At 69.2% G+C, this 21101-nt stretch carries 19 protein-coding genes; 5 read left to right on the top strand and 14 right to left on the bottom strand.

The window, feature by feature from the left end; translation table 11 throughout:
• The 6 genes from AruCF_RS11675 to AruCF_RS11650 form a co-directional block, all read right to left on the bottom strand.
• On the bottom strand, positions 1 to 882 hold an 882-nt coding region (locus AruCF_RS11675), incomplete at its 3' end, for a CheR family methyltransferase (protein WP_254431190.1).
• Positions 879 to 1415 (bottom strand): chemotaxis protein CheW, encoded by a 537-nt coding sequence (locus AruCF_RS11670; protein ID WP_083036708.1) that lies wholly within the window; start codon positions 1413 to 1415, stop codon positions 879 to 881. The genes AruCF_RS11675 and AruCF_RS11670, both read right to left, overlap by 4 nt.
• A 6-nt stretch (positions 1416 to 1421) precedes the next feature.
• Positions 1422 to 3041, bottom strand: a complete 1620-nt coding sequence (locus tag AruCF_RS11665; protein WP_063570118.1) for a methyl-accepting chemotaxis protein — start codon at positions 3039 to 3041, stop codon at positions 1422 to 1424.
• A 308-nt stretch (positions 3042 to 3349) separates the two neighbouring features.
• Positions 3350 to 4822 carry an amidase gene (locus tag AruCF_RS11660; protein ID WP_054415601.1) on the bottom strand — a complete coding sequence of 491 codons (1473 nt, stop codon included), beginning with the start codon at positions 4820 to 4822 and terminating at the stop codon, positions 3350 to 3352.
• Between the two features lie 139 nt (positions 4823 to 4961).
• Positions 4962 to 5471 (bottom strand): PaaI family thioesterase, encoded by a 510-nt coding sequence (locus AruCF_RS11655; protein WP_063570116.1) that lies wholly within the window; start codon positions 5469 to 5471, stop codon positions 4962 to 4964.
• A gap of 509 nt (positions 5472 to 5980) precedes the next feature.
• On the bottom strand, positions 5981 to 6865 hold the full coding sequence (locus AruCF_RS11650) for a LysR family transcriptional regulator (protein ID WP_054415605.1): 885 nt from the start codon (positions 6863 to 6865) through the stop codon (positions 5981 to 5983).
• Positions 6866 to 7139: 274 nt separating this feature from the next.
• Here AruCF_RS11650 and AruCF_RS11645 point away from each other — a divergent pair, with 274 nt between their 5' ends.
• Together AruCF_RS11645 and AruCF_RS11640 are read left to right on the top strand one after the other, a co-directional pair.
• Entirely contained in the window at positions 7140 to 8663 is a 1524-nt protein-coding gene (locus tag AruCF_RS11645; protein ID WP_083037066.1) for an MFS transporter, read from the top strand.
• Between the two features lie 110 nt (positions 8664 to 8773).
• On the top strand, positions 8774 to 9187 hold the full coding sequence (locus tag AruCF_RS11640) for a group III truncated hemoglobin (RefSeq protein WP_049077738.1): 414 nt from the start codon (positions 8774 to 8776) through the stop codon (positions 9185 to 9187).
• Between the two features lie 45 nt (positions 9188 to 9232).
• Here AruCF_RS11640 and AruCF_RS11635 read toward each other — a convergent pair whose 3' ends face one another.
• From AruCF_RS11635 to AruCF_RS11625, 3 genes are all read right to left on the bottom strand, one after another.
• Positions 9233 to 11503 (bottom strand): ATP-dependent DNA helicase, encoded by a 2271-nt coding sequence (locus AruCF_RS11635; protein WP_049073377.1) that lies wholly within the window; start codon positions 11501 to 11503, stop codon positions 9233 to 9235.
• A complete protein-coding gene (locus AruCF_RS11630; protein ID WP_049073376.1) occupies positions 11500 to 13251 on the bottom strand; it encodes a VRR-NUC domain-containing protein in 1752 nt (583 codons plus the stop codon). The genes AruCF_RS11635 and AruCF_RS11630 overlap by 4 nt, the downstream gene beginning before the upstream one ends.
• A 76-nt stretch (positions 13252 to 13327) precedes the next feature.
• Positions 13328 to 13840: a P-loop nucleotide/nucleoside kinase family protein gene (locus tag AruCF_RS11625; protein ID WP_049073375.1), complete on the bottom strand. Its 513-nt coding sequence runs from the start codon at positions 13838 to 13840 to the stop codon at positions 13328 to 13330.
• 244 nt (positions 13841 to 14084) lie between these two features.
• Between AruCF_RS11625 and AruCF_RS11620 the strand changes: the two genes are divergently transcribed.
• Together AruCF_RS11620 and AruCF_RS11615 are read left to right on the top strand one after the other, a co-directional pair.
• Positions 14085 to 14600, top strand: a complete 516-nt coding sequence (locus AruCF_RS11620) for a GNAT family N-acetyltransferase (protein ID WP_049073374.1) — start codon at positions 14085 to 14087, stop codon at positions 14598 to 14600.
• Between the two features lie 91 nt (positions 14601 to 14691).
• Positions 14692 to 14934: a hypothetical protein gene (locus tag AruCF_RS11615; RefSeq protein WP_049073373.1), complete on the top strand. Its 243-nt coding sequence runs from the start codon at positions 14692 to 14694 to the stop codon at positions 14932 to 14934.
• 15 nt (positions 14935 to 14949) lie between these two features.
• Here AruCF_RS11615 and AruCF_RS11610 read toward each other — a convergent pair whose 3' ends face one another.
• From AruCF_RS11610 to AruCF_RS11595, 4 genes are all read right to left on the bottom strand, one after another.
• Positions 14950 to 15621, bottom strand: coding sequence for a lysozyme inhibitor LprI family protein (locus AruCF_RS11610; RefSeq protein WP_049073372.1), 672 nt, complete (start codon positions 15619 to 15621; stop codon positions 14950 to 14952).
• A 237-nt stretch (positions 15622 to 15858) separates the two neighbouring features.
• Positions 15859 to 17175, bottom strand: coding sequence for a cytochrome c (locus tag AruCF_RS11605; RefSeq protein ID WP_049073371.1), 1317 nt, complete (start codon positions 17173 to 17175; stop codon positions 15859 to 15861).
• A gap of 10 nt (positions 17176 to 17185) precedes the next feature.
• Entirely contained in the window at positions 17186 to 18961 is a 1776-nt protein-coding gene (locus AruCF_RS11600) for a GMC family oxidoreductase (protein ID WP_049073370.1), read from the bottom strand.
• 3 nt (positions 18962 to 18964) lie between these two features.
• Positions 18965 to 19678 (bottom strand): gluconate 2-dehydrogenase subunit 3 family protein, encoded by a 714-nt coding sequence (locus AruCF_RS11595; RefSeq protein ID WP_049073369.1) that lies wholly within the window; start codon positions 19676 to 19678, stop codon positions 18965 to 18967.
• Between the two features lie 359 nt (positions 19679 to 20037).
• Between AruCF_RS11595 and AruCF_RS11590 the strand changes: the two genes are divergently transcribed.
• Positions 20038 to 20631 (top strand): hypothetical protein, encoded by a 594-nt coding sequence (locus AruCF_RS11590; protein WP_049073368.1) that lies wholly within the window; start codon positions 20038 to 20040, stop codon positions 20629 to 20631.
• 57 nt (positions 20632 to 20688) lie between these two features.
• Here AruCF_RS11590 and AruCF_RS29850 read toward each other — a convergent pair.
• A partial coding sequence (locus tag AruCF_RS29850) for an MFS transporter (protein WP_496349931.1) occupies positions 20689 to 21101 on the bottom strand: 413 nt, incomplete at its 5' end.

Raw genomic sequence — 21101 nt, 5'->3', positions numbered from 1 at the left:
GCCGTGCGCGGCCGGCATGCGGCCTGGCGGCAGCGTCGGCGGCGCGGTCCAGGCCGGCACGGCGACCCGCTCGGCCGATGCCTTCGGTTCCGCCAGGAAGGCGAAGGCGCGCGCCAGCGGCACCGCCGGCAGGCGCCGGCCGGTCATCAGACTGGTTTCGGCCGGCCCCACGAACAACACGCCGTCGCGGCGCGCGAAGCGCCTCAGAATCGCCACCGCGCGTTCCTGCGTGGCCGCGTCGAAATAGATCAGCAGGTTGCGGCAGAACACGAAATCATAGGGCGGGACGTCCGGCAGCAACTGGGCGTCGAACAGGTTGCCCGCCAGGAAACGCACCCGCGCCTTGACCGCGTCCGCCAGTTGGTGACCGTCGGCAGTCTCGGTGAAATGGCGGTCGCGATACGACAGGCTCTCGCCCCGGAACGAATTGCGGCCATAGCACGCACGCCGCGCGAAATCGACCATGCGTTCACTGATGTCGACCGCGTCGATCTGGAAGCGCGCGGCAGGCACGCCGGCGTCCAGCAAGGCCATGGCGATCGAATACGGCTCCTCGCCGCTCGAACAGGGCACGCTCAGCACGCGCAGCACGCGCGCCTCGGCCCCCGGCGCGAACAGGCGCTCGCGCGCCAGCGCCGCCATCGCGGCCTGCGATTCGGGATAGCGGAAGAACCAGGTCTCCGGCACGATCACCGCTTCGATCAGCTGCTGCATTTCGGCCGGCGAGGTCTGCACCCGCATCAGGTAGTCCTGCTCGTCGTCCGCCCCCACCGCCTGCATGCGGTGGCGCACCGCGCGCTCGACCGCGGCCGCGCCGATGGAACCGCTGTCCAGCCCCATCTTGCGCTTGAGCACCGCGCTGAAGTCCTCGACCAGCATCATGGCCGGACTCCTTCGGCCAGCGCCGGCTCGGAAGGAAACAGCAGCGCGCGCACCGGCTCGGGCAGCAGCTCGGCCACCTTGACCGCCTGCACCATGCCGCCCGCGTCGCTCAGCACCGGCCCCAGATAGCGCGCCCGCGGCGTGTCCAGCCCGACCGGGCGGAACGCCGCCGGGTCATAGTGCACGGTTTCGGTGGCCTGCTCCAGCACCAGTCCCAGCAGGCGCTCCTGACTTGCGCCATCGGGCCGGTAGCGCACCAGCGCCAGCCGCGTGCTGGTCACCCGGGCCGCCGTGCCGACGCCGGCCAGCGCGCTCAGGTCGATGGCCGGCACCGCCGCGCCGCGGCAGTCGAACATGCCCATCACCCATGCCGGCGTGCCGGGCACCTGCTTGAACGTGCGCATGCCCAGCACCTCGATCACATCGGCGGCGTCCAGCGCATAGCGGTCCGCGCCGATGCGGAACAGCAGGTACAGCCGGCGCCGGGCGGCGGCGCCGGACGCGGCGGACGGAAGCGGGGCAAGCTCGGGCATGGCGTATCAGACCTTGAAGCGCGACACGCCGCTGCGCAGGTCGTTGGCCACCAGCGTCAGTTCCTCGATCGCCAGGCTCGACTGGCGCAGCGATTCGACCGTCTGCTGGGCGGCGTCGCTGAGCTGCTGCAACGCCTGGTTGATCTGCTCGGCGCCGGTGGCCTGCGCCTGCATGCCTTCGTTGACCATCTGCACGCGCGGCGCCAGCGTCTGCACCTGTTGGATGATCTGCGACAGCTGGTCGCCCACCTGCTGCATGTCGGCCATGCCGCGCCGCACCTCTTCCGAGAACTTGTCCATGCCCATCACGCCGGCCGACACCGACGACTGGATCTCGCGCACCATCTGCTCGATGTCGTAGGTGGCGACGGCGGTCTGGTCGGCCAGGCGGCGGATCTCGGTCGCCACCACCACGAAGCCGCGCCCGTACTCGCCGGCCTTCTCGGCCTCGATCGCGGCGTTCAGCGACAGCAGGTTGGTCTGGTCGGCCACCTTGGTGATGGTGGTGACAACCTGCGTGATATTGCCGGCCTTCTCGTTCAGGATGGCCAGCTTGGCATTGACCGAACCAGCCGCGCCGACCACGTTGCGCATGGTGTCTTCCATGCGCGCCAGGCCCACCTGGCCGCTGCCCGCCAACGCCGCCGTCTGTTCGGCCGCGCCCGACACTTCCGTCATGGTGCGCACCAGCTCGCGCGACGTGGCCGAAATCTCGCGCGAGGTGGCGCCGATCTCGGTGGTGGTGGCCGCCACTTCCGAAGCGGTGGCCTGCTGCTGCTTGGAGGTGGCCGCGATCTCGGTCACCGAGGTGGCCACCTGGACCGCCGAACGCTGCGTCTTGCCGACCAGGCCGGTCAGCTCGTCGACCATGCCGTTAAAGCCGCTCTCGATGGCGTTGAACTCATCCTTGCGCGCCAGCGTCAGGCGGCGCGTCAGGTCGCCGCTGCCGGTGGCCGCCAGCGTCTTGACGATGCTGTTCATGGGCGTGACGATGGCGCGCATCAGCAGCACGCCGCAGATGATCGCGGCGACGATCGCCAGCCCCAGCGACACCAGCATGCCGGCCTCGGCCTTGTCCACCGCCTTCTGGATGCTGACGGCCGATTCGTCGGCCTGTTGCTTGTTGGCCGCGACCATGGTGGCCAGCACGTCGCGGCCCGCGTAAAACGCCGGCCGCAGGTCGGATTTGATCTTGGCTTGCGCGCGCGCCGGATCCGCCATCATGGCCGGATCCAGGATTTCCGCGCGGATGCGCATGTAGGCCTGCAACGCCTTTTCGAAGTCGGCGAACATGCGCTGGTCGTCGCCGCGCACCACGGTGCGGCGATACTGCTCGATATCGTCCTGCAGGTGCTGATCGTTCTTGGGCAGCGCGGCCAGGCCGGCCTGGCGCTCCTGCTCGGTATCGCTGTTGAAGGCGTCCTGCACCACCACGAAGCCGGCAAACCACGAGGCCCGGATCGAGGTGCTGTAGTAGATGCCCGGCACCGCATCGGTGTTGATCGACTCGGCCTCGGCCTCGACCTGCAGCAACCGCTGATAGTCGACCACCACCATCAGGGCCATGATGGCCAGGATGACCAGGAAGCTGGCGATGATGCGCTCGCGTAGTGTCAGATTCTTCATACCGGGACCCTTGTGCAATTTCGGCTCGCCAGCACCCACGCCAGCGCCGTCGACGTTTTTCCGGCGGCCGTCTCGACGCGCCTGTCGCCCGCGTTTGACGGGATGTGGGAATAGTCAGCAATTATTGCAAAGGCGCGGCCCGACAGCTACGGAAAAACAAGGGAATCCCCGCATTCCCGGCGGGTTCCGTCGGGAAAAAGCAAAGTCCGCTTACAAGAGGCTTGTCTTTTGCTGTGACAGGGCGTACCGAAGTCCGCAAGCTTGCGGCCATTTTTCCGCCCCGCGGCGGCGCGCCAACGCCCCCCCGCCTAGCGCCACAACCCCTGCGGCGGGCGCGATTCGACCCAATCGTGCACCTGCTCGTGGGCATGCGCCAGCCGCAGCACGGCCAGATCGCCACGCGGCGGGCCGATCAACTGCATGCCCATCGGCAGGCCGGCGTCGCCGAAGCCCACCGGCACGCTGATCACCGGGCAGCCGGCCAGGGTCCAGGGCGTGACGACTTCCATCCAGCGGTGGTAGGTGTCCATGCGCCGTCCGGCGATTTCCTTGGGCCAGTCCAGCGCGGCATCGAACGGGAACACCTGCGCCGATGGCACCGCCAGGTAATCGACCTCCTCGAACATCCGCAGCACCGTCTGGTACCAGGCGCTGCGCTCCTCGGTGGCCTGGTAGACCTGGCGCGCGGTCATGCCGTCCAGTCCCTCGACCTCCCAGATCAGCGCCGGCTTGACCAGCTTGCGGGTCTCCGGATCGCGCACCAGGTCATGGTATTGGCCGCCCACCATCAGGTGCCGGTGGGCCAGCCACATGCGCCACAGCCGCTCGCCCGCGAACGGCACGCGGTAATCATCGACCTGGCAACCGGTCGCCTGCAGCCGCGCCAGCGCCTGCGCGCACAGCGCCAGGATGCCCGGCTCCATCGGCAGATAGCCGTCCCAATCGCCCAGCCAGCCGATGCGCTTGCCGCGCAGGTCGGCATCCAGCGCTTGCGCGAACACGGCCGGATCGTCGTCCAGCGACAGCGGCGCGCGCGGATCGTGCCCGGCGATGACCGACAGCATACGCGCCACGTCGCGCGGCGAGCGGCCCATCGGGCCTTCGTATGACAGTTGCTTGAGGAACACGTCGCTGGACGGCCCGCTCGGCACCCGCCCGGCCGACGGCCGCATGCCGTAGACGTTGCAGAAGCCCGCCGGATTGCGCAGCGATCCGCCGAAGTCGCTGCCATCGGCCACCGGCAGCATGCGCGCCGCCAGCGCCGCCGCCGCGCCGCCACTACTGCCGCCGGCGCTCTTGGAGAGATCGTACGGGTTGACCGTGGTGCCGTAGACCGGGTTATAGGTGTGCGAGCCCAGGCCGAACTCGGGCACGTTGCTGCGGCCGATGAAAATCGCGCCGGACGCCCGCATGCGCTCGACCAGGATCGAATCCTGCTGGCTCACCTGATCCTTGTACACCAGCGAACCCATCGAGGTGACCATGCCGCGCACCGAGGTCAAGTCCTTGGGCGCCTGCGGCATGCCGTGCAGCCAGCCCAGCCATTGCCCGGCCGCCAGCTGCGCGTCGCGCGCATCGGCCTCGCCCAGCAGCTCCGCCCGTTCGCGCCGCGCCACCAGCGCATTGAGCGCCGGATTGACCGCGTCGATGTGGTCCAGGTAGGCCGTCATCACCTCGCGGCAGGACACGCGGCGCTGGCGGATCGCGTCCGACAGCGCATGCGCGGGCATGGCGACGATATCGTTCAGGCGGCCGGCGGCCGCCGGCGTGGCTGCAGTCATGGTGTTGTCTCCGCTTTTTTTCTTGGCAGGCCGACGATACTACGCCAATGCCGCGCGGGCCGCGCGCCGGCGCCGCCCGGCGCGATCCGGGCGGAGGCGGCGCCACCGATCCGCCGGGCCCGCCGCGCCCTGCCCGCCGTCAAGCCGGCGGACGCGCGAACACCAGCAAGGTGGACGTGGCCGAGGCCAGCAGGCGGCCCTGGGCATCGGTCAGCTTGGCTTCGGCGTACGCCACCCGCTGGCCGAACGACAGCACCCGGCCCTCGGCCCGCAACCGGCCGCTGTGGCGCGTGATGGCCTTGTGATAGGCCACCTTCAGTTCCAGGGTGGTGTAGGCCTGCTCGGCCGATAGCCGCGAATGCACCGCGCAACCGCAGGCCGAGTCCAGCAGCGTCGCGGCATAGCCGCCATGGACCGTGCCGATGGGGTTGTAGGCGTGCGGGCCGGGCGTGCCGGCGAACACCGCCAGCCCTTCCTCGGCCTCCACGAAATCGAAATCCAGCGACACCAGGATGCCCGGCTTGCGGCCCGAGGCCAGCAGCGCGCGCAGTTGCGCCAGGCCATCGAGACCGGCGCCGGTCTGGTCGACCAGGCTGGGTTCGCGTTGCGGGGCGGCGGCGGCGCCCGCCAGGGTCGGGTCGGAAGTCATGGGCAAGGCTCCGGCAAAGGGAAGAAGGAAGGCAATCTTTTATATGATGCTCATCATATATCAAACCTTTCCCGCTCTGCCCCCGACCCCGGGGGCCACCCGTGCCGAGCAGGTCGACCAGGTCAATCAGGTCGACGGACAGCGTGCCGCGCCCGCTCAGGCAATCATCGCCGCCCGCGCCCTCGCGGTGCGTGAGGAGGCCGCGCCTGGCTTGCGGCTCATCCCGCCGATGACGATGGGTCTCGAAGATGCGCGGCTACCCGGTGCGCCCTCTTCAATTGCCCCGCCCCAAGGCGTAAGCGCGCCGGCAGCTTGCCGCGCGGCGGCGTACTGGCGCGCCAGCCATCGGCCTTCACCGCCGGGCTGGCCCCGCCCGACCGAGCCCGACTGGCTCGGCACGCTGCCGATCCCCTGCGGATGGCGCAATGCCGCACAGGACCAAGCCAGGCCGCCCGCCGATGACCGGGCGGACGGCCGGCGCGGCAATGCCATGGCGCGCGTCCCGGACGTCACGCGAACATGTGCCGGGCCAGGTGGTCCACGAACACGCGCAGCTTGGGCGATGGGTGGCGGCTGGCCGGCCACAACGCCCACATGGTGGCGTTGCCGCGCGTGCGTTCGTCCATCACCGTCACCAGCCGGCCCGAGGCCAGTTCTTCCTTGATGGTGAAGTCCGGCAGGCAGACGATGCCCAGCCCGCCCAGCGCCAGGAAGATGCGGGTTTCGACGCTGTTGCAGATCAGCGTCAGCGGCAGTTCGGGCGCGGGCGCGCCGGCCGCCGTCTTCAAAGGCCATTGCTCCAGCTTGCCCGTACTGGGATAGCGGTAATGCAGGCAGCAATGGCGCAACAGGTCGCTGGCGCGGCGCGGCGTGCCATGCCGCGCCAGGTAGTCGGGCGAGGCCGCCAGGATGCGGCGGAACTGCCCCAGGCGGCGGCGTTTCAGGCCGGAATCCTGCATCTCGCCGGAACGCACCACCGCGTCGTATCCCTCGCCGATCACGTCGACCATCCGGTCGGTGAAATCCAGGTCCAGCCGGACTTGCGGATACTGCTTCATGAACGTGGCGATGGCCGGCTCGAACAGGCGGCTGTAGCGCGGCAGGCTGACGCGCAGCCGGCCGCTGGGAGTGCCGGCGGCCTCGGACAGTTCCAGTTCGGCCGCTTCCACTTCGCACAGGATGCGCCGGCACCGCTCCAGGAACTTCTCGCCTTCCGGCGTCAAGGTGATGTGGCGCGTGCTGCGGTGAAACAGCCGCACCTTCAGGTGCGCCTCCATCCGCGCCACGCTCTTGCCAACCGCCGACGGCGACACGCCCAGCATGCGCCCCGCTTCCGCGAAGCTGCGGGTGTCCGCCACCAGCACGAAAACACCGATACCGCTGAGGCTGTCCATCTCCTGATTCCTTCAATGCGGACTTTCATGTCCGGAATATTCGGAATCCTAGCCTATTTTTCTTTTATCGACGGCTGCCTATCCTGCCGGCATCGCGTTCCCGGAGGCCGCGCTCGCCGGGCGTGGCGCCGTTCCCTTGTTTTGCTGGCCTTGTTTTGCTGGCCTTGTTTGCCGGCCTCGTTGCCGACCCAGTTGGCAGGCCTTGTTCGCCGGCCTTGTCCGCCGAACCGGGCCGGCCACCGCCTCGCTTTCCATTATCAACACCGTTATCGACATGACCTCATTGCCTCCTTCCCCCGCCCCCAACCGCTGGCTGCAATTGCTCGCCGCCTGCCTCACCGCCGTGCTCATTCCGCTGTGCTTCACCGGCCCCGCGGTGGTGCTGCCCTCGATCAGCCAGGCGCTCGGCGGCACGCCGGTGCAACTGAACTGGATCCTCAATGGCTACATCCTGGCCTACGGCAGCGTCATCATGGTGTCCGGCAGCCTCACCGACCTGTACGGCCCGCGCCGCGTCTGGCTGGGCGGGCTGGCCTGGTTCTGCGCCTTTACCTTTCCCATCGCCTGGGCGCCGTCGGCCGGGTGGATCGACTTCCTGCGGCTGATGCAGGGCGTGGGCGGCGCGGCGGCCTTTGCCGCGGCCATGTCATCGCTGGCGCCGCTGTTCCATGGCGCCGCCCGGGCCCGCGCTTTCAGCCTGCTGGGCACCACCTTCGGCATCGGCCTGTCGTTCGGGCCGCTGGTCTCCGGTTGGCTGGTGCAGACGGCCGGCTGGCGCTGGGTCTTCCACGGCACCGGCCTGGTGGGCCTGCTCGGCCTGGCGCTGGTGGCCGCCAGCGTCCGCGCCACGGCGGGCGCGGCCGGCGGCCGGTTCGACTGGCGCGGCGCGCTCAGCTTCACCGGCGTGTTGGGGCTGTTCACCTACGGCATGCTGCTGGCGCCCGAAAACGGCTGGCGCGACGCCGCCGTGGCCGGCTCGCTGCTGGCCTCGGCGCTGCTGGGCATCGCCTTCATCGTCACCGAGATGCGCGCCTCGCATCCGATGCTGGACCTGTCGCTGTTCCGCAGCGCGCGCTTTGTCGGCGTGCAGGCCCTGGCGGCCTCGCCGGCGTTTCTGTTCATCGCGCTGATCGCCATCCTGCCCGGCCGCTTCATCGGCATCGACGGCCACAGCGCGCTGCGCGCCGGCCAGTTGATGATGGGCCTGGCCACGCCGCTGCTGGTGGTGCCGTTCCTGGCCGCGCTGCTGACGCGCCGCTTCAGTCCCGCCGCCCTGTCCAGCACCGGCCTGGTGCTGGCCGCCGCCGGCCTGGCCTGGCTGGCCCGCGACCTGGGCGGCGACGCCGGCCGCCTGTGGCTGCCCATGAGCCTGATCGGCATCGGCCTGCCCTGGGGCCTGATGGACGCGATGGCGGTCAGCGTGGTGCCGCCGGAGCGCGTCGGCATGGCCACCGGCATCTTCAACACGGTGCGCGTGTCGGCGGACGGCGTCGCCATCGCGGTCATCAGCGCCCTGCTGGCCACGCTGATCCACGCCCAGGCCGCCACCGCCCTGGCGGACGCGGGCCCGCAAGCGCTGCTGCAGGCCGCCAATCGGGCGGCGCTGGGCCAGCTGGACGAGGCCGCCAGGCTGCTGCCCGGCGCCGGCGACCTGCTGCACCAGGCCTACGAGATGGCCTTCGGGCAGGTGCTGTATGCCCTGGCGGGATTCGCGCTGGCGCTGGCCGTGCTGGTCTACGCCCTGCTGGCGCGGCCGCAGGCGACGCCCATGGCGCAGGTGCGGCCGCAGGCGCATTGAACCGGGGCGGCGCGGCCATTGCCGGCGCGGCCGGCTTGCGCCAGATCAACCCGCCCCCGCCCCGCGCCGCCCTACACTTCGCGCTGACTTCCCGCCGCCTGGAGACCGCCTTGTCCGAACCCGACATCTGCACCGAAGCCGAGATCCGCGACCTGGTGCATACGTTCTATGCCAAGGCGCGCGCCGACGCCGCGCTGGGCCCCGTGTTCGAAGCCCAGGTGCACGACTGGGACGAGCACCTGGCGACGCTGTCGGACTTCTGGTCGGCGGTGCTGCTGGGCACCCGGCGCTTCACCGGCATGCCCATGCCCAAGCACGTCGCGATGCCGCACCTGAGCGCCGAACTGTTCGAACGCTGGCTGGCGCTATGGGGCGAGACGCGGGCGGCGCTGCCGAACCGCGCGCTGGCCGACGCGGCCGGCGAAATGGCCAGCCGCATGGCGCGCAGCCTTTGGTACGGCTACCAGCTCAGCCGCGATCCGGACAAGCCGTTGACCGAGCTGCGCTCGGCCTCGCCCGCCTAGGGCCATTCCCGGGGCGAGTTCGCGCAAAGGCGCCGGGGCGCGACCCTAGTCCACCCGCCACCAGCTGGGCAACAGGTTGCGCACCTTGGCGCGACGATAGCGGTCGTCGATCAGATGCACCGTGCCCACGTCCTGTTCGGTGCGGATCACGCGGCCGGCGGCCTGCACCACCTTCTGCATGCCCGGGTAGAGATAGGTGTAGTCGTAGCCCTGCGCCTCGCCGTAGCGCCGCTCCATGGCGCGCTTGATGTTCTCGTTGACGGCGTTGACCTGCGGCAGTCCCAGCGTGGCGATGAAGGCGCCGATCAGGCGCTTGCCCGGCAGATCCACGCCCTCGGAAAAGGCCCCGCCCAGCACCGCGAAGCCCACCCCCTGCCCGCTTTCGGTGAAGCGCCCCAGGAAGGCCGCCCGGCTGGCCTCATCCATGCCCGGCGTCTGCAGCCAGATCGGCACCTGCGGATGGCGCGATCGCATCAGGTCGGCCACCTGCCGCAGGTAGTCGAAGCTGCTCAGAAAGCCCAGGTAGTTGCCGGGCCGGCGGGCGTACTGCTCGGCGATCAGGTCGGCGATCGGCGCCAGCGAACGCTCCCGGTCGCGATAGCGGGTGGAGACATTGCCCACCACCTTGACCGCCAGTTGTTCGGCCTGGAACGGCGCGGCCACGTCGATCCAGGCCGCGTCCGGCGGCAGGCCCAGCGTGTCGCGGTAGAACTGCTGCGGGCTCAGCGTGCCCGAAAACATCACCGTGGCATGCGCCGCCGCATGCCGCGCCGCCAGATACGGCGCCGGCACCACATTGCGCACGCACAAGGTGGATGGCGCCGTCTTGGCGCCATGCGCGCGGGCATCGGCCCGCGTCACGTCGAACAGCGCGTGCGGGCCGAACTGCTCGGCCAGCCGCATGAAATGCAGCGCCTCGAAATAGAAGGCCAGCACCGGATCGTCCTGCGCCAGCGGCGACTCGCCCAGGTAGTCGGTGATGGCGCCCACCGCCTTCTGCAGCGCCGCCAGCACGCCGGCGGGCGCCTCGTCATAGGCCTGGTACACCTCGGCCTGTTTCTTGTTGAACGCGGTCCAGGAACGCTGCAGGCCGTCCAGCGGTTTCTTCAGCGCCTTGGGCGCGGCCTGGCGCGCCGCCGCCAGCCCGAGCTGGTTCAGTTCGCCGGTGTACATGCGACGGGCGCGATCGACCAGGTTGTGGGCCTCGTCCACCAGCACTGCCACCTTCCATTGGTGCGCCTGCGTCAGCGCATGCAACATGGCGGTGGCGTCGTAGTAGTAGTTGTAGTCGCCCACCACCACGTCGCTCCAGCGGATCAGTTCCTGCGACAGGTAGTACGGGCAGACCTGGTGGGCCCGGGCCACGGCGCGCACCGCCGGCGCGTCCAGCCGGCCCTGGACCAGGGCGGCCTCGCGCGCGGCCGGCAGGCGGTCGTAGAAGCCCTGCGCCAAGGGGCAGGAGTCGCCGTGGCAGGCCTTGTCCGGATGCTCGCAGGTCTTGTCGCGCGCCTGCAGGTCCAGCACCCGCAGCGCCGGTTGCGCCGGCTGGGCGTTCAGCGTGTCGAGCGCCGCCAGCGCCAGCCCGCGCCCGGAGCCCTTGGCCGCCAGGAAGAAGACCTTGTCCAGCCCGCTGCCCGGCGCGGCCTTGAGCAGCGGAAACAGCGTGCCCAGCGTCTTGCCGATGCCGGTGGGCGCCTGCGCCATCAGGCAGCGGCCATCGCGCGCCGCGCGGTAAACCGACACGGCCAGTTCGCGCTGGCCGCTGCGGAATTCGCCATGCGGAAACACCAGCCGTTGCAGCGCCGCGTCGCGCGCCTGCCGATGCGCCAGCTCGGTGCGCGACCAGGCCAGGAAGCGATCGCATTGCTCGGCGAAAAACGCCGCCAGCCAGGCCGCGTCGCGGGTCTCGGTCAGCACGGTTTCTTCTTCGGTGGCGACGTTGAAGTACACCAGCGCCACGCGGACCTGCGCCAGCCCGCGCGCCAGGCACAACAGGTGCGCATAGACCCGCGCCTGGGCCCAATGCGCGGCGCGGTGGTTGTCGCGCACGCTGTCGAGCCGGCCGCGGTAGGTCTTGATTTCTTCGAGCTGATTGGCCGCCGGGTCGTAGCCGTCGGCGCGGCCGCGCACCAGCAGGTTCTGGTACTGGCCGCTCAGCGCCACCTCGGTTTCGTAGGCGGGCCCGCGCCGGCCCGTGACCGCCGTGTGCCCCGCCATGCCTTCCAGGCCGCTGGGCGCGGGCGTGAAGCGCAGGTCAAGGTCGCCCGCGCGGGCCGTGAATTCGCACAGCGCCCGTACCGCCACCGCGTACGTCATGGCGCGGACTCCCGCCAGCTGACATGGCAGACGCGCACCGGCATGCCGTGCTCGGCGCAATACGCCAGCCAGCGGATCTGGTTGTCCTGCAGCTTGTCGCCGGGGCCCTTGATTTCGATCAGCTCGTAGCCGGGCGCCACGGCCTGGAAACGGATCAGGTCGGGCAGGCCGGAGCGGTTGGCCTTGACGTCGCGCAGCAGCCGCGTGAAGAACCGCTTCAGGTGCGCCGGCGGCAGGTGTTCGAGCGCGCGTTCCAGCAAGGATTCGTCAAGCGCCCCCCAGAACACGAAGGGCGACTGCAGCCCCTGCTTGTCGACGTAGCGGCGGCGGATGGTGTCGCGATATTCGCCGGAGTCCAGTTGCGCCAGGCAGGCGGCGAACAGCGCCTCACGCCGCGCGTGGAAATCCGGCGCGTCGAGGTCGGCCGGACCGCGCTGGAACGGATGGAAGAAGGCCCCCGGCAAGGGCGCGAACACCGCCGGCCAGCACAGCAGGCCGAACAGCGAATTGATCAGGGTGTTCTCGACGTAGTGCACCGGTGCGTCGTCGCGGTGCAGGTGGTCGCGGGCGGCGAATTCCACCGGCGTCGGCGCCGCGGGCCGTTCGAGTTCGAGATCGAAGCGGGCCACCGGCGTCGTGACGCGCCGCGCCGCTGCCTGCCCCAGCTTGCGGCGCAGGCGCGGCAGCATGCGCGCCAGGCGTTGCGTTTCTTCCTCGCTTTCGGGCGCGGCCTGGGCCCGCAGGGCCAGCGCCAGCGCCTCGTCGAAGCGCGCCATGCGCTCGAACACGCGGATGCGGCGATGACGCGCCCCTGGGTAGGCGCACAGGGCGTAGACGCGTTCGGCCGCGAGCCAGTCCTGGGTGCGTTCGCAGGCCTGTCCCAGGCGCAGCAGCACCTTGGCGCGGCGCTTTTCCAGCCAGGGGTTGTCGCTGGCGCAATCGGCCACCGCGCGCAACAGCGCATCGACGTCCAGCGGCTCTTGCAGCGCTTGCCGGCAGGCGTGCAGCATCAGATAGCGGTCGACATCCGCCCGCGCCTGGAAAGCCCGCGACGAGGGATCGAACGGCACCGCCTCGTACTGGAACACGCCCAGGTCGGCCAGCACGAACTCTGACCAGTCCTGGTGCAAATTGCCGAAGAACATGAGGCGCAGCCGCTCGCACAAGTCAGCGACCGCGACCCGCCAGGCCGGATCGGCGGAGACCGCGGGATCCGCCGTGGCCGACGAACATGGCGCCGCCGGCGGGTGGCCGACGGACGCGCGCCCCGGCGTCGCAACACGGACGGCCGGGATGGCGGCGGCGCCCGGCGCCAGCGCCATCCACGCGGCATGCGGCCGCGCGTCCGGATAGCGCGCGCGCAGCGCGGCCAGCAGGTCCGCCTTGCGCGCGGCTGCCTTGGCCGGCATGGGGGCGAACAGGCGGTCCAGCTCGGGGCGCGTATGCAGCGCGAACAGTTCGTCCAGCGTCATGGGCGTGTCGGCATCCAGCCAGCCCAGCGCCAGCAAGGGCGCGGCAGCCTCGACCGAGTCGGGGATTTCGTCGTACGCCAGGCGGCTGGCGCGGAACCACGGCCCGCGCCGCATCAGCACGCGCACCAGCAGCGCCTGCGAGGCCCGCGGCAAGCCGGCGAAATCCGCCATGAAGCGGCGTTCGCGTTCGTCCAGCAGGTCGGCGTAGCGTTCGCCGACCCACGCCAGGGCGCGCTGGAAGTTATGCAGGTAGTAGTAGCGGTGCGGGGGCAACATCGGCCGGAACGAATAGCTGGGTATTTATCCAGTAATCATAGCAGGCCGCCCCGCCCGTGGAAGCCTCGGCAAGTACCTAGCCGTGGCGCACGATCTCGAAGCCCTCATCGTCCTGCGGCGCCACGAAATACGCCGTGATGGCGTCATACTGCGCGTCGCTGGTGGTGAACGGATGGGTGCCGGATTCGTTGCGGGCGCGCAGCCGCGCCTTGCATACCGCGTCGGGCAGGTCCAGGAAATGCAGCTGGTGGCGGCAACCGGCGGCCTCGGCCACCTGGCGCAGCCAGGCGCGGCTGGGGCGGGTGTTGGCCGGAAAGTCCAGCACCACCGACAGCCCCGCCCCGACCAGCGCGGCAACGTGCGCGCCCATGGCATCGCGCAAGCGTCCGGCGCAGCGCGCGTAGTCCGCCACCTCGCGGATCTCGCCCGGATACAGCGCCGCCAGCCAGGCATCCTCGCTGATCAGCAGCGTGCCGGGTTGCGCGGCCAGCCGGGCCGCCAGGGTGGATTTGCCGGCGCCAATCTTGCCGCACAGGAAGTGCAGCCGCGGCGGGGGAAAGTGGGGTGGGTTGGACGGGTGCGATTGCATTGGACTGCCTCGGGAAAGAGCCAGCCGGCGGGCCAACAAAAAACCCGCCGGTGGCGGGTTGATGTCGCGATGATCCGACGCGCGCTAACCCACCGTAGTCCCAACGGGGGTAATAATCAGGGCGAACGAGAGTTGCGGCCGGTTCATGGCACGATGATGCTGGGCGGCGCCAAACCTGTCAAACTGCGGCGAACGAATCATCGCGGCGCCGGGCCGCCTCCCACCCTGCCGCGACAAAGGAACCATGTCCCGCCCTCCCGTCACCCTGCGCCAGGCCACCGCCCGCGATGCCGACGCCATCGCCGCCATGCACGCGGCCAGTTGGGCCGTCACCTATCGCGGCCTGCTGCCCGACGGCTTTCTCGACGCCGGCCTGGCCGATGACCGCATGGTCCACTGGCAGGACCGGATGCGCGACGCCGACACCGATGCGCAGGCCGTATTCATCGCCGAGCAGGACGGCCAGCCGATCGGCTTTGTCTGTGTCAAGCAGGAACGCGACCATCCCGGCGAGGTGCTGCTGGACAACCTGCACGTGCTGCCGCCCTACCAGGGCACCGGCGCCGGCAAGCTCATGGTGGCGCGCGCCGAGGCCTGGGCCCGCGCCCGCGGCGCATCGCGGCTGTATCTGTATGCGCTGGAAGGCAACACCCGCGCCATCGACTTCTACGAGCGGCAAGGCTGGCGCAACACCGGCACCGAAAGCGACCGGATCGGCGGTATCGAGGTGCAGGCGCGCCGCTACGAGCGGCCGGTGTAACCACATGCCGCGCGGATTGCGAGTAAGGTATGCCCAAGAGGCCTTCATCGTCCGGCACGCCGGCCCGTGCCACCCGCAGGAACCCCGCATCATGACTACCCTTCGCCTGGCACTGCGCCCGATCCTGACCGCGATCACGTGCGCATCGCTCGCCGCCTGCGCCAACCCGCCGGCGCGCGGCACTGACCTGGAATATCGCAGCCGCCCGCCCGCGGCCACGCAGGGCGCGACCAGCGCCCCGGGCCAACGCCTGAACATCCAGACCGGCGAGGGAGAACGCCTGAACCTGCCCTGGTTCATCCAGGACACGCAGAACCTGATCAATCGCCAGTGAGCCTGGCGGGGCGCGTCAGCGCGCCGCGAACCAGTCGCCGGCCACGCCGCCATTGCGGCCGCAGAAAGGCGGACCCGAGCCGTCGTCGGGGGTGCCAGCAGGCGCCGTTTGGCGCGCCACCAGCACGGCGCCGCGCCGCGTCAGCGTCACGACCCAGGGCGGACCGTCCTGGTAGGTCACTTTCAGGCTGTCGCCATCAACCACCGCATTGCCGCTCAGGTCGCAGATCCAATTGCCGTAGTAAGGCATCCACGAATTGACCGCCACGGCCAGCTCGCCGTTGGCGCCTTGCGTGATCTCGATCTCGCCCTCGATGTTGCGCCACTTGCCGACGAAGCCGGCGGCCGGATGCGGATTGATGGCCTTTAACAAAGCCAGGCGCGCCCGCATGAAGGCGGCCATTTCCTTGGCGGGTGTGCTGTGCGTGAAAGGCCGCTCATAGACCCTGTCCCGCATGCCCAGGAAATAGCGTTGATCGGCGGTCAGCGACTTGGCCGCTTCGGCATCCAGCTTGTCCCGCACATCCTTGTATTGCCGCGCGATCGCCGCATCCTGGTCCGCCAGCGCCGGGTTGGCGCAAATCGCTTTCTCGACCGGCGTGGCGGCCTTGGCGCAGTTGAAGGAAGGCGCCGCCGTGGCGCTGCCGGCCACGGCCAGCGATGCCGCCAAGAGCAGAGGACGCATCATGGTGGGAAATTCTCCAGGAGGTGTAAAGGTTCGCCACACCCGGCGACGTCGGACAAATTCGCGGCGCCGGCATGACCAACGCCGCGGCCTGGAGTCTACGCGAGAACGCCAGCGCGACGCGCGGGGCACGGACCGTCGCGCCAACGCGCCCGCCCTTCCCCAGGCCAAAAAATTCGCCCGCCGAAGCGGGCGAATCCCATCGGGGCGCCGCGGGCCGGCCGGCCCGCGGCAGCGCGATTATCGCGCCGGCGCCTTGGCCGCGCCCACTTCCTTGCGCACCTTGGCCACGTCCGACGCGCTCACCGCCGCGCCCTGGTTGCCCCAGCTTGACCGCACGAAGGTCACCACGTCGGCGACTTCCTTGTCGGTCAGGCGCCAGTCGAAGCCCGGCATCGCATACGCCGTCGGCGCGGCCGAGGTGCCCGGCATCTGCGCGCCCTTGAGCACGATGTGGATCAGCGACGCGGGATCGGCCGAGTTCACCGTCGAGCTCAGCGCCAGCTGCGGGAAGGTTTCCGCGTAGCCCTTGCCGGTGCTGCGGTGGCAGGCCGCGCAGTTGTTCAGGAACGTCATCGCGCCGTCGCTCGTATCCTTGCCGCTGCGCAGGGCCTGCGCCACGGTGTCGTTGTAGGCGAGCGGCTGGGTGGCGTTCTTGTTCACCGGCGGCAGGCTCTTCAGATACACCGCGATGGCGTTGACGTCGGCGTCGGTCAGGTGCTGGGTGCTGTCCTGCACCACCTGCGCCATGCCGCCGAACGCGGCCGAATGGCCGTTGCGACCGGACTTGAGGAAAGCGGCGATGTCTTCCTTGCTCCAGCTGCCCAGGCCGTCGGCCATGTCGCCGCGCAGGTTCTTGGCGAGCCAGCCTTCGACCACGCCGCCGGACAGGAAGGCCGAGCCGTCGGCGTCGGTCAGCGCCTTTTCCTGCAGCGCGAAGCCGCGCGGGGTGTGGCAGGTGCTGCAGTGGCCCAGCCCTTCGACCAGGTATTGGCCGCGCAGCAGCGCCTGCTTGTCCGCGTCGTTGGCGGGAGTGGCGGTGACCGGCGCGGTGGCCACGTCGGGCGCGAACATCCAGCGCCACACGCCCAGCGGCCAGCGCATCGACAACGGCCAGGTGATGTCCGTGTCCTTGTTGGCCTGCTTGACCGGCTCGACGCCGTGCATGAAGTAGGCATACAGGGCCTTGACGTCATCCGGCGTGACCTTGGCGTAGGCGGTATACGGCATGGCCGGATACAGCGAATGGCCGTCCTTGGCCACGCCATGGCGCACGGCGCGGTCGAAGTCCTCCAGCGTGTAGTTGCCGATGCCCGTGTCCTTGTCGGGCGTGATGTTGGTGGAATAAATCGTGCCCAGCGGCGACTCGATGCCCAGGCCGCCAGCGAACGGCTTGCCGTCCTTGGCGGTGTGGCAGGCGATACAGTCGCCGGCGCGCGACAGGTATTCACCCTGCTTGATCAACTGCGCATCCGCGGTGGCGGGCGTGCCATCGGCGGCCCAGCCGGTGCCGCAAGCCAGGATCGAGAGCGCGGCAACAATGGTTTTCTTCATCATTGTCGGCTCCTTACGCCTGGACCAGCGGGCCGGGGTTCTTCAGGTACTGGTCGCGGATCGCCTGCGCAGCCCAGTACGCCAGGGCGCCCACCAGACCGGTCGGGTTGTAGCCCATGTTCTGCGGGAACACGCAGGCGCCCATCACGAACACGTTGGGCACGTCCCAGCTTTGCAGGTACTTGTTGACCACGCTTTCCTTGGGATTGGCCCCCATGATGGCGCCGCCGGTGTTGTGCGTGCTCTGGTAGACCCGGGTGTCGTAGCGCGCGCCCTTCTTGCGCACGGCGACGAAGTGCTTCTCCGGCTTCATGGCCTTGGCCACTTCCTCCATCTTGTTGCCCATGTGGCCGAGCATGTCGAATTCATTGTCGTGCCAATCGAACGTCATGCGCAGCAAGGGCTGGCCGAAGCTGTCCTTGTAGGTCGGGTCCAGCGACAGGTAGGCATCGCGGTACGACATCACCGAGCCGGAGATGCCGATGGTCATGTAGCGCTGGTAGGCATCCTGCACGCCGGCCTTCCACGCGGTGCCCCAGGACGGCGTGCCGGGCGTGGTGGGCGTCATCTTGATGGGACGGCCGCCGTAGCGGATGTGACGGATGCTGGCGCCGCCGATGAAGCCAAGCGGGCCGTGGTCGAACTGGTCGCCGTTCAGGTCATCCATGCCGACGCCGCCAGCGCCGGTGCCGACGAACGGATTGAGCTGGGTGCCCTTGGGCAGCAGCACGTTGACCGCGCCGTTCATCTGGTAGGCGTAGTTCTTGCCGACCACGCCTTCGTTGGTCTTGGGATCGTAGGGCTTGCCGATGCCCGACAACAGCAGCAGGCGCACGTTGTGCATCTGGTAGGCCGACAGGATCACCAGGTCGGCGGGCTGCTCGATCTCGCGGCCCTGCGCGTCGATGTAGGTCACGCCGACGGCCTTCTTGCCGGTCGAATCGAGGTTGACCTTGATGACGTGCGAGTGGGTGCGCAGTTCGAAGTTGGGCTTTTTCAGCAGCACCGGCAGGATGGTGGTCTGCGGCGAGGCCTTCGAATACATGTAGCAGCCGTAGTTCTCGCAGAAGCCGCAGAAATTACAGGGACCCAGGCGCACGCCGTACGGGTTGGTGTACGGGCCGGAGGCGTTGGCCGCGGGCGCCGGATACGGATGGAAGCCCACTTCGCGCGCGGCCTTGTCGAACAACTGCGCGCCGTAGGTGGTGGCCAAGGGCGGCAGCGGGAATTCCTTGCTGCGCTTGCCTTCCAGCGGGTTGCCGCCCTCGACGATCTTGCCGTTCAGGTTGCCGGCCTTGCCCGAGGTGCCGCAGACGTACTCGAACTTGGTGAAGTACGGTTCCAGCTCGTCGTAGGTGACGCCGAAGTCCTGGATCGTCATGCCTTCTGGAATGAAGTTCTTGCCGTAGCGCGTTTCGTAGCGCGTGCGCAGTTCCAGTTCCTCGGGCAGCACGCGGTAGTGCATGCCGTTCCAGTGAAAGCCCGCGCCGCCCACGCCCGTGCCCAGCAGGAAGGAGCCATTCTGGCGATACGGCACGGCCACGTCGTCCACGCCATGCCGTATCGTCACCGTCTCCTTGGACAGGTCCTGGAACAGCTTGCCGCGCACGGAGTACGCCAGCTCGTCGAGCACCTTGGGATATTCCGCGTCCTTGGGGGTGTCCTGCATGGCGCCGCGTTCCAGCGCCAGCACGTGCAGGCCGGCTTCGGTCAGCTCCTGGCCCAGGATCGCGCCGGTCCAGCCGAAGCCCACCAGCACCGCGTCCACTTTGTCTTTCTTGATCGCCATCGCTTACCCCTTTTCCCCGGAAATCGACACGGGCCCGTAGGGATACTTGACGTTGGGCTGGTCGACCCAGTCCATGTAGTCGCCGCGCGCGCCCGGGAAACCCACCATCTTCCAGCCCACCATGTTCTTGTTGCCGCCGTACATCGGGTCGGCGAAGAAGCCTTCCTTGGTGTTGCCCAGCAGGAAGCTGAAGAAGGTCTTGGCGGGGACGGCGTCGAACTCGATCTTGCCGGCCTGCAGGTCCTTCAGGATCTGTTCCTGCAGGGGCTTATCGAGTTCGGCGAAGACCTTGCCGTGGGTCTTCTTGCACCACGCGTCACAGGCCTCGATGCCGTGGCGGTAGACCTCGCGCGGATTCTGGTTCAACTGGTAGCCGAGTTCCGGCGCCACGTCGGGATGGAACGGCCCCTGCATGTACCAGAGCTTGCCGTGGCCATACGGCGTTTCCATCTGGCGGTCGATGAACTCCGGCACGCCGGCCTCGATGGCGCCGGGGCCGTACTGGTCCGCGGGGATCAGGTGATCGACCGCGGCCACGATGAAGTTCCATTCGGGCTTGGTGAAGTAGGTGGGCTCGTAGGCCTTGGCCGAGCGGGCCGCGCCGCCGTCGGCGGCGTTGGTACAGCCCGTCGCGGCCACGCCCACCGCCAGCGTCGACGCGGGCACGATGGCCAGCGCCTGCAGAAACCGCCTGCGCGGCTTTGCATCTTGTGTCATAGACATCTCCGTGAAAATTCCAAGTCGTCCTGGCGCACAGCCGCACATGCACTCCTGGAAACACGAACTGCCGGGCCGCGCCCTGGTGACAACACGCTCTTCTTCGTTACTGAAAAGCAGACCTATCCTTGAAAAGGGACGCAAGGAAAGGTGGCCCTCATTATGCGCTTTTCAGACCAACTGATCTGCTGTTCCGACCGGATCAGATCGATTTTCTTGACTCGGGATTTACTTTTGCATTAAGGACACTGTCAGACGAATTCAGGACTGCACCACGTCCGTATAGTGCGCAGTCCGCCTGCGGCCGCCACGGAGCCGTGCCCAGTCCAATAACAAACGTTACTCACGGAAACGATTCGATGACGGAAAAAAGCAAAACCTGGCGCAGTTCGACCACCACCCGCGGTTGGTCGATGTCAGGCAACCCGCCGACCGACGCGGACGATGCCGTGGAGGCATTGCGCCGCGCAGGCGACGGCGCGCGGATGCACGTCAGCGAACAGTGGCGCTACGCAGGCGACGACGCCGACGGCCCCTTCCAGGTCGAGATCAAGGACGGCGAGGTCACGGTGAATGGCCAGCGTTACGACAGCCTGGAGGCGGTGCCACGGGCCGACCGCGAACGCATCGAAGCGGTGCGCCATGGGCTGAACGACAGCGGCCTGTGGGACGCGCTGCGCGATGCCGGCATAGACATCGGTGGCCTGGCGGGACCGGGCGCGCCGCGCGCAGCCGGCAAACCGGAATTCATCATGGAAACGGACATCCCTGATGTGCGCAGCGTGACGCCCGCTGCAACACCCCCCTCACATGCCGAGTCCGCCCCGCGCGTCACGGAAGCGCCCGCGCCCGGCGCGGTGCCGCGCGGCGCCGGCGGTCTGCGACGCATCGTGTTGATCACCGTGGCGCTGGGACTGGCGTGGTGGATACTGCGCCTGACGGGCGCGGCCTAGCGGGCCGGGCAGATCCGTCAGACGCGCGCTGACGGCCGATGCTCGCTCCCCCGCGCTTCAATCTTCCCTGCCCCCCCAGGCGATCAGCCACGCGCCCGCCCCCAGCAGCGCCGCCACGCCAAACGCCACCGCCATGCCCCGCCCCACCGCCGCCGCGGGCGCGGCCGCCAGGTCCGCCGCGCCCGCGCCCAGCGCGAACACCGCTCCCATCACCGAGGCGCCCGTCACCAACCCCAGGTTGCGCGACAGGTTCAGCATGCCCGCCACCAGGCCGCGCTGCTCCGCGCCGATGCTGGCCATGACCGCGGTGTTGTTGGCCGCCTGGAACGAGGCGTAGCCCGCCGTCAGCAGCGCGATCGGCGCGATATAGCCCGCCGCGCCGAACGCGGCGGGCGCGGCCGCCAACAAGGCCGCGCCCACGGCGACGGCCGCCAGCCCGGCACGGCTGACGCGGCCGGCGCCGAGGCGAT

The sequence above is a fragment of the Achromobacter ruhlandii genome, assembly GCF_002082135.1.
In the GTDB taxonomy this organism is placed as follows: Bacteria; Pseudomonadota; Gammaproteobacteria; order Burkholderiales; family Burkholderiaceae_B; genus Achromobacter; species Achromobacter ruhlandii.
The sequence above is the reverse complement of the archived record's forward strand: the minus strand, read 5'-3'. Positions and strand labels throughout refer to the sequence as shown.

Bases quoted from the DNA above. Each gene is read 5' to 3' on its own strand.
- AruCF_RS11660 (WP_054415601.1), bottom strand. From the start codon at position 4,822: ATGACTGCAGCCACGCCGGCGGCCGCCGGCCGCCTGAACGATATCGTC.
- AruCF_RS11620 (WP_049073374.1), top strand. From the start codon at position 14,085: ATGTCCCGCCCTCCCGTCACCCTGCGCCAGGCCACCGCCCGCGATGCC.
- AruCF_RS11635 (WP_049073377.1), bottom strand. From the start codon at position 11,503: ATGACGTACGCGGTGGCGGTACGGGCGCTGTGCGAATTCACGGCCCGC.
- AruCF_RS11605 (WP_049073371.1), bottom strand. From the start codon at position 17,175: ATGATGAAGAAAACCATTGTTGCCGCGCTCTCGATCCTGGCTTGCGGC.
- AruCF_RS11615 (WP_049073373.1), top strand. From the start codon at position 14,692: ATGACTACCCTTCGCCTGGCACTGCGCCCGATCCTGACCGCGATCACG.
- AruCF_RS11595 (WP_049073369.1), bottom strand. From the start codon at position 19,678: ATGACACAAGATGCAAAGCCGCGCAGGCGGTTTCTGCAGGCGCTGGCC.
- AruCF_RS11645 (WP_083037066.1), top strand. From the start codon at position 7,140: ATGACCTCATTGCCTCCTTCCCCCGCCCCCAACCGCTGGCTGCAATTG.
- AruCF_RS11600 (WP_049073370.1), bottom strand. From the start codon at position 18,961: ATGGCGATCAAGAAAGACAAAGTGGACGCGGTGCTGGTGGGCTTCGGC.
- AruCF_RS11655 (WP_063570116.1), bottom strand. From the start codon at position 5,471: ATGACTTCCGACCCGACCCTGGCGGGCGCCGCCGCCGCCCCGCAACGC.
- AruCF_RS11670 (WP_083036708.1), bottom strand. From the start codon at position 1,415: ATGCCCGAGCTTGCCCCGCTTCCGTCCGCCGCGTCCGGCGCCGCCGCC.
- AruCF_RS11590 (WP_049073368.1), top strand. From the start codon at position 20,038: ATGACGGAAAAAAGCAAAACCTGGCGCAGTTCGACCACCACCCGCGGT.
- AruCF_RS11630 (WP_049073376.1), bottom strand. From the start codon at position 13,251: ATGTTGCCCCCGCACCGCTACTACTACCTGCATAACTTCCAGCGCGCC.
- AruCF_RS11650 (WP_054415605.1), bottom strand. From the start codon at position 6,865: ATGGACAGCCTCAGCGGTATCGGTGTTTTCGTGCTGGTGGCGGACACC.
- AruCF_RS11610 (WP_049073372.1), bottom strand. From the start codon at position 15,621: ATGATGCGTCCTCTGCTCTTGGCGGCATCGCTGGCCGTGGCCGGCAGC.
- AruCF_RS11625 (WP_049073375.1), bottom strand. From the start codon at position 13,840: ATGCAATCGCACCCGTCCAACCCACCCCACTTTCCCCCGCCGCGGCTG.
- AruCF_RS11665 (WP_063570118.1), bottom strand. From the start codon at position 3,041: ATGAAGAATCTGACACTACGCGAGCGCATCATCGCCAGCTTCCTGGTC.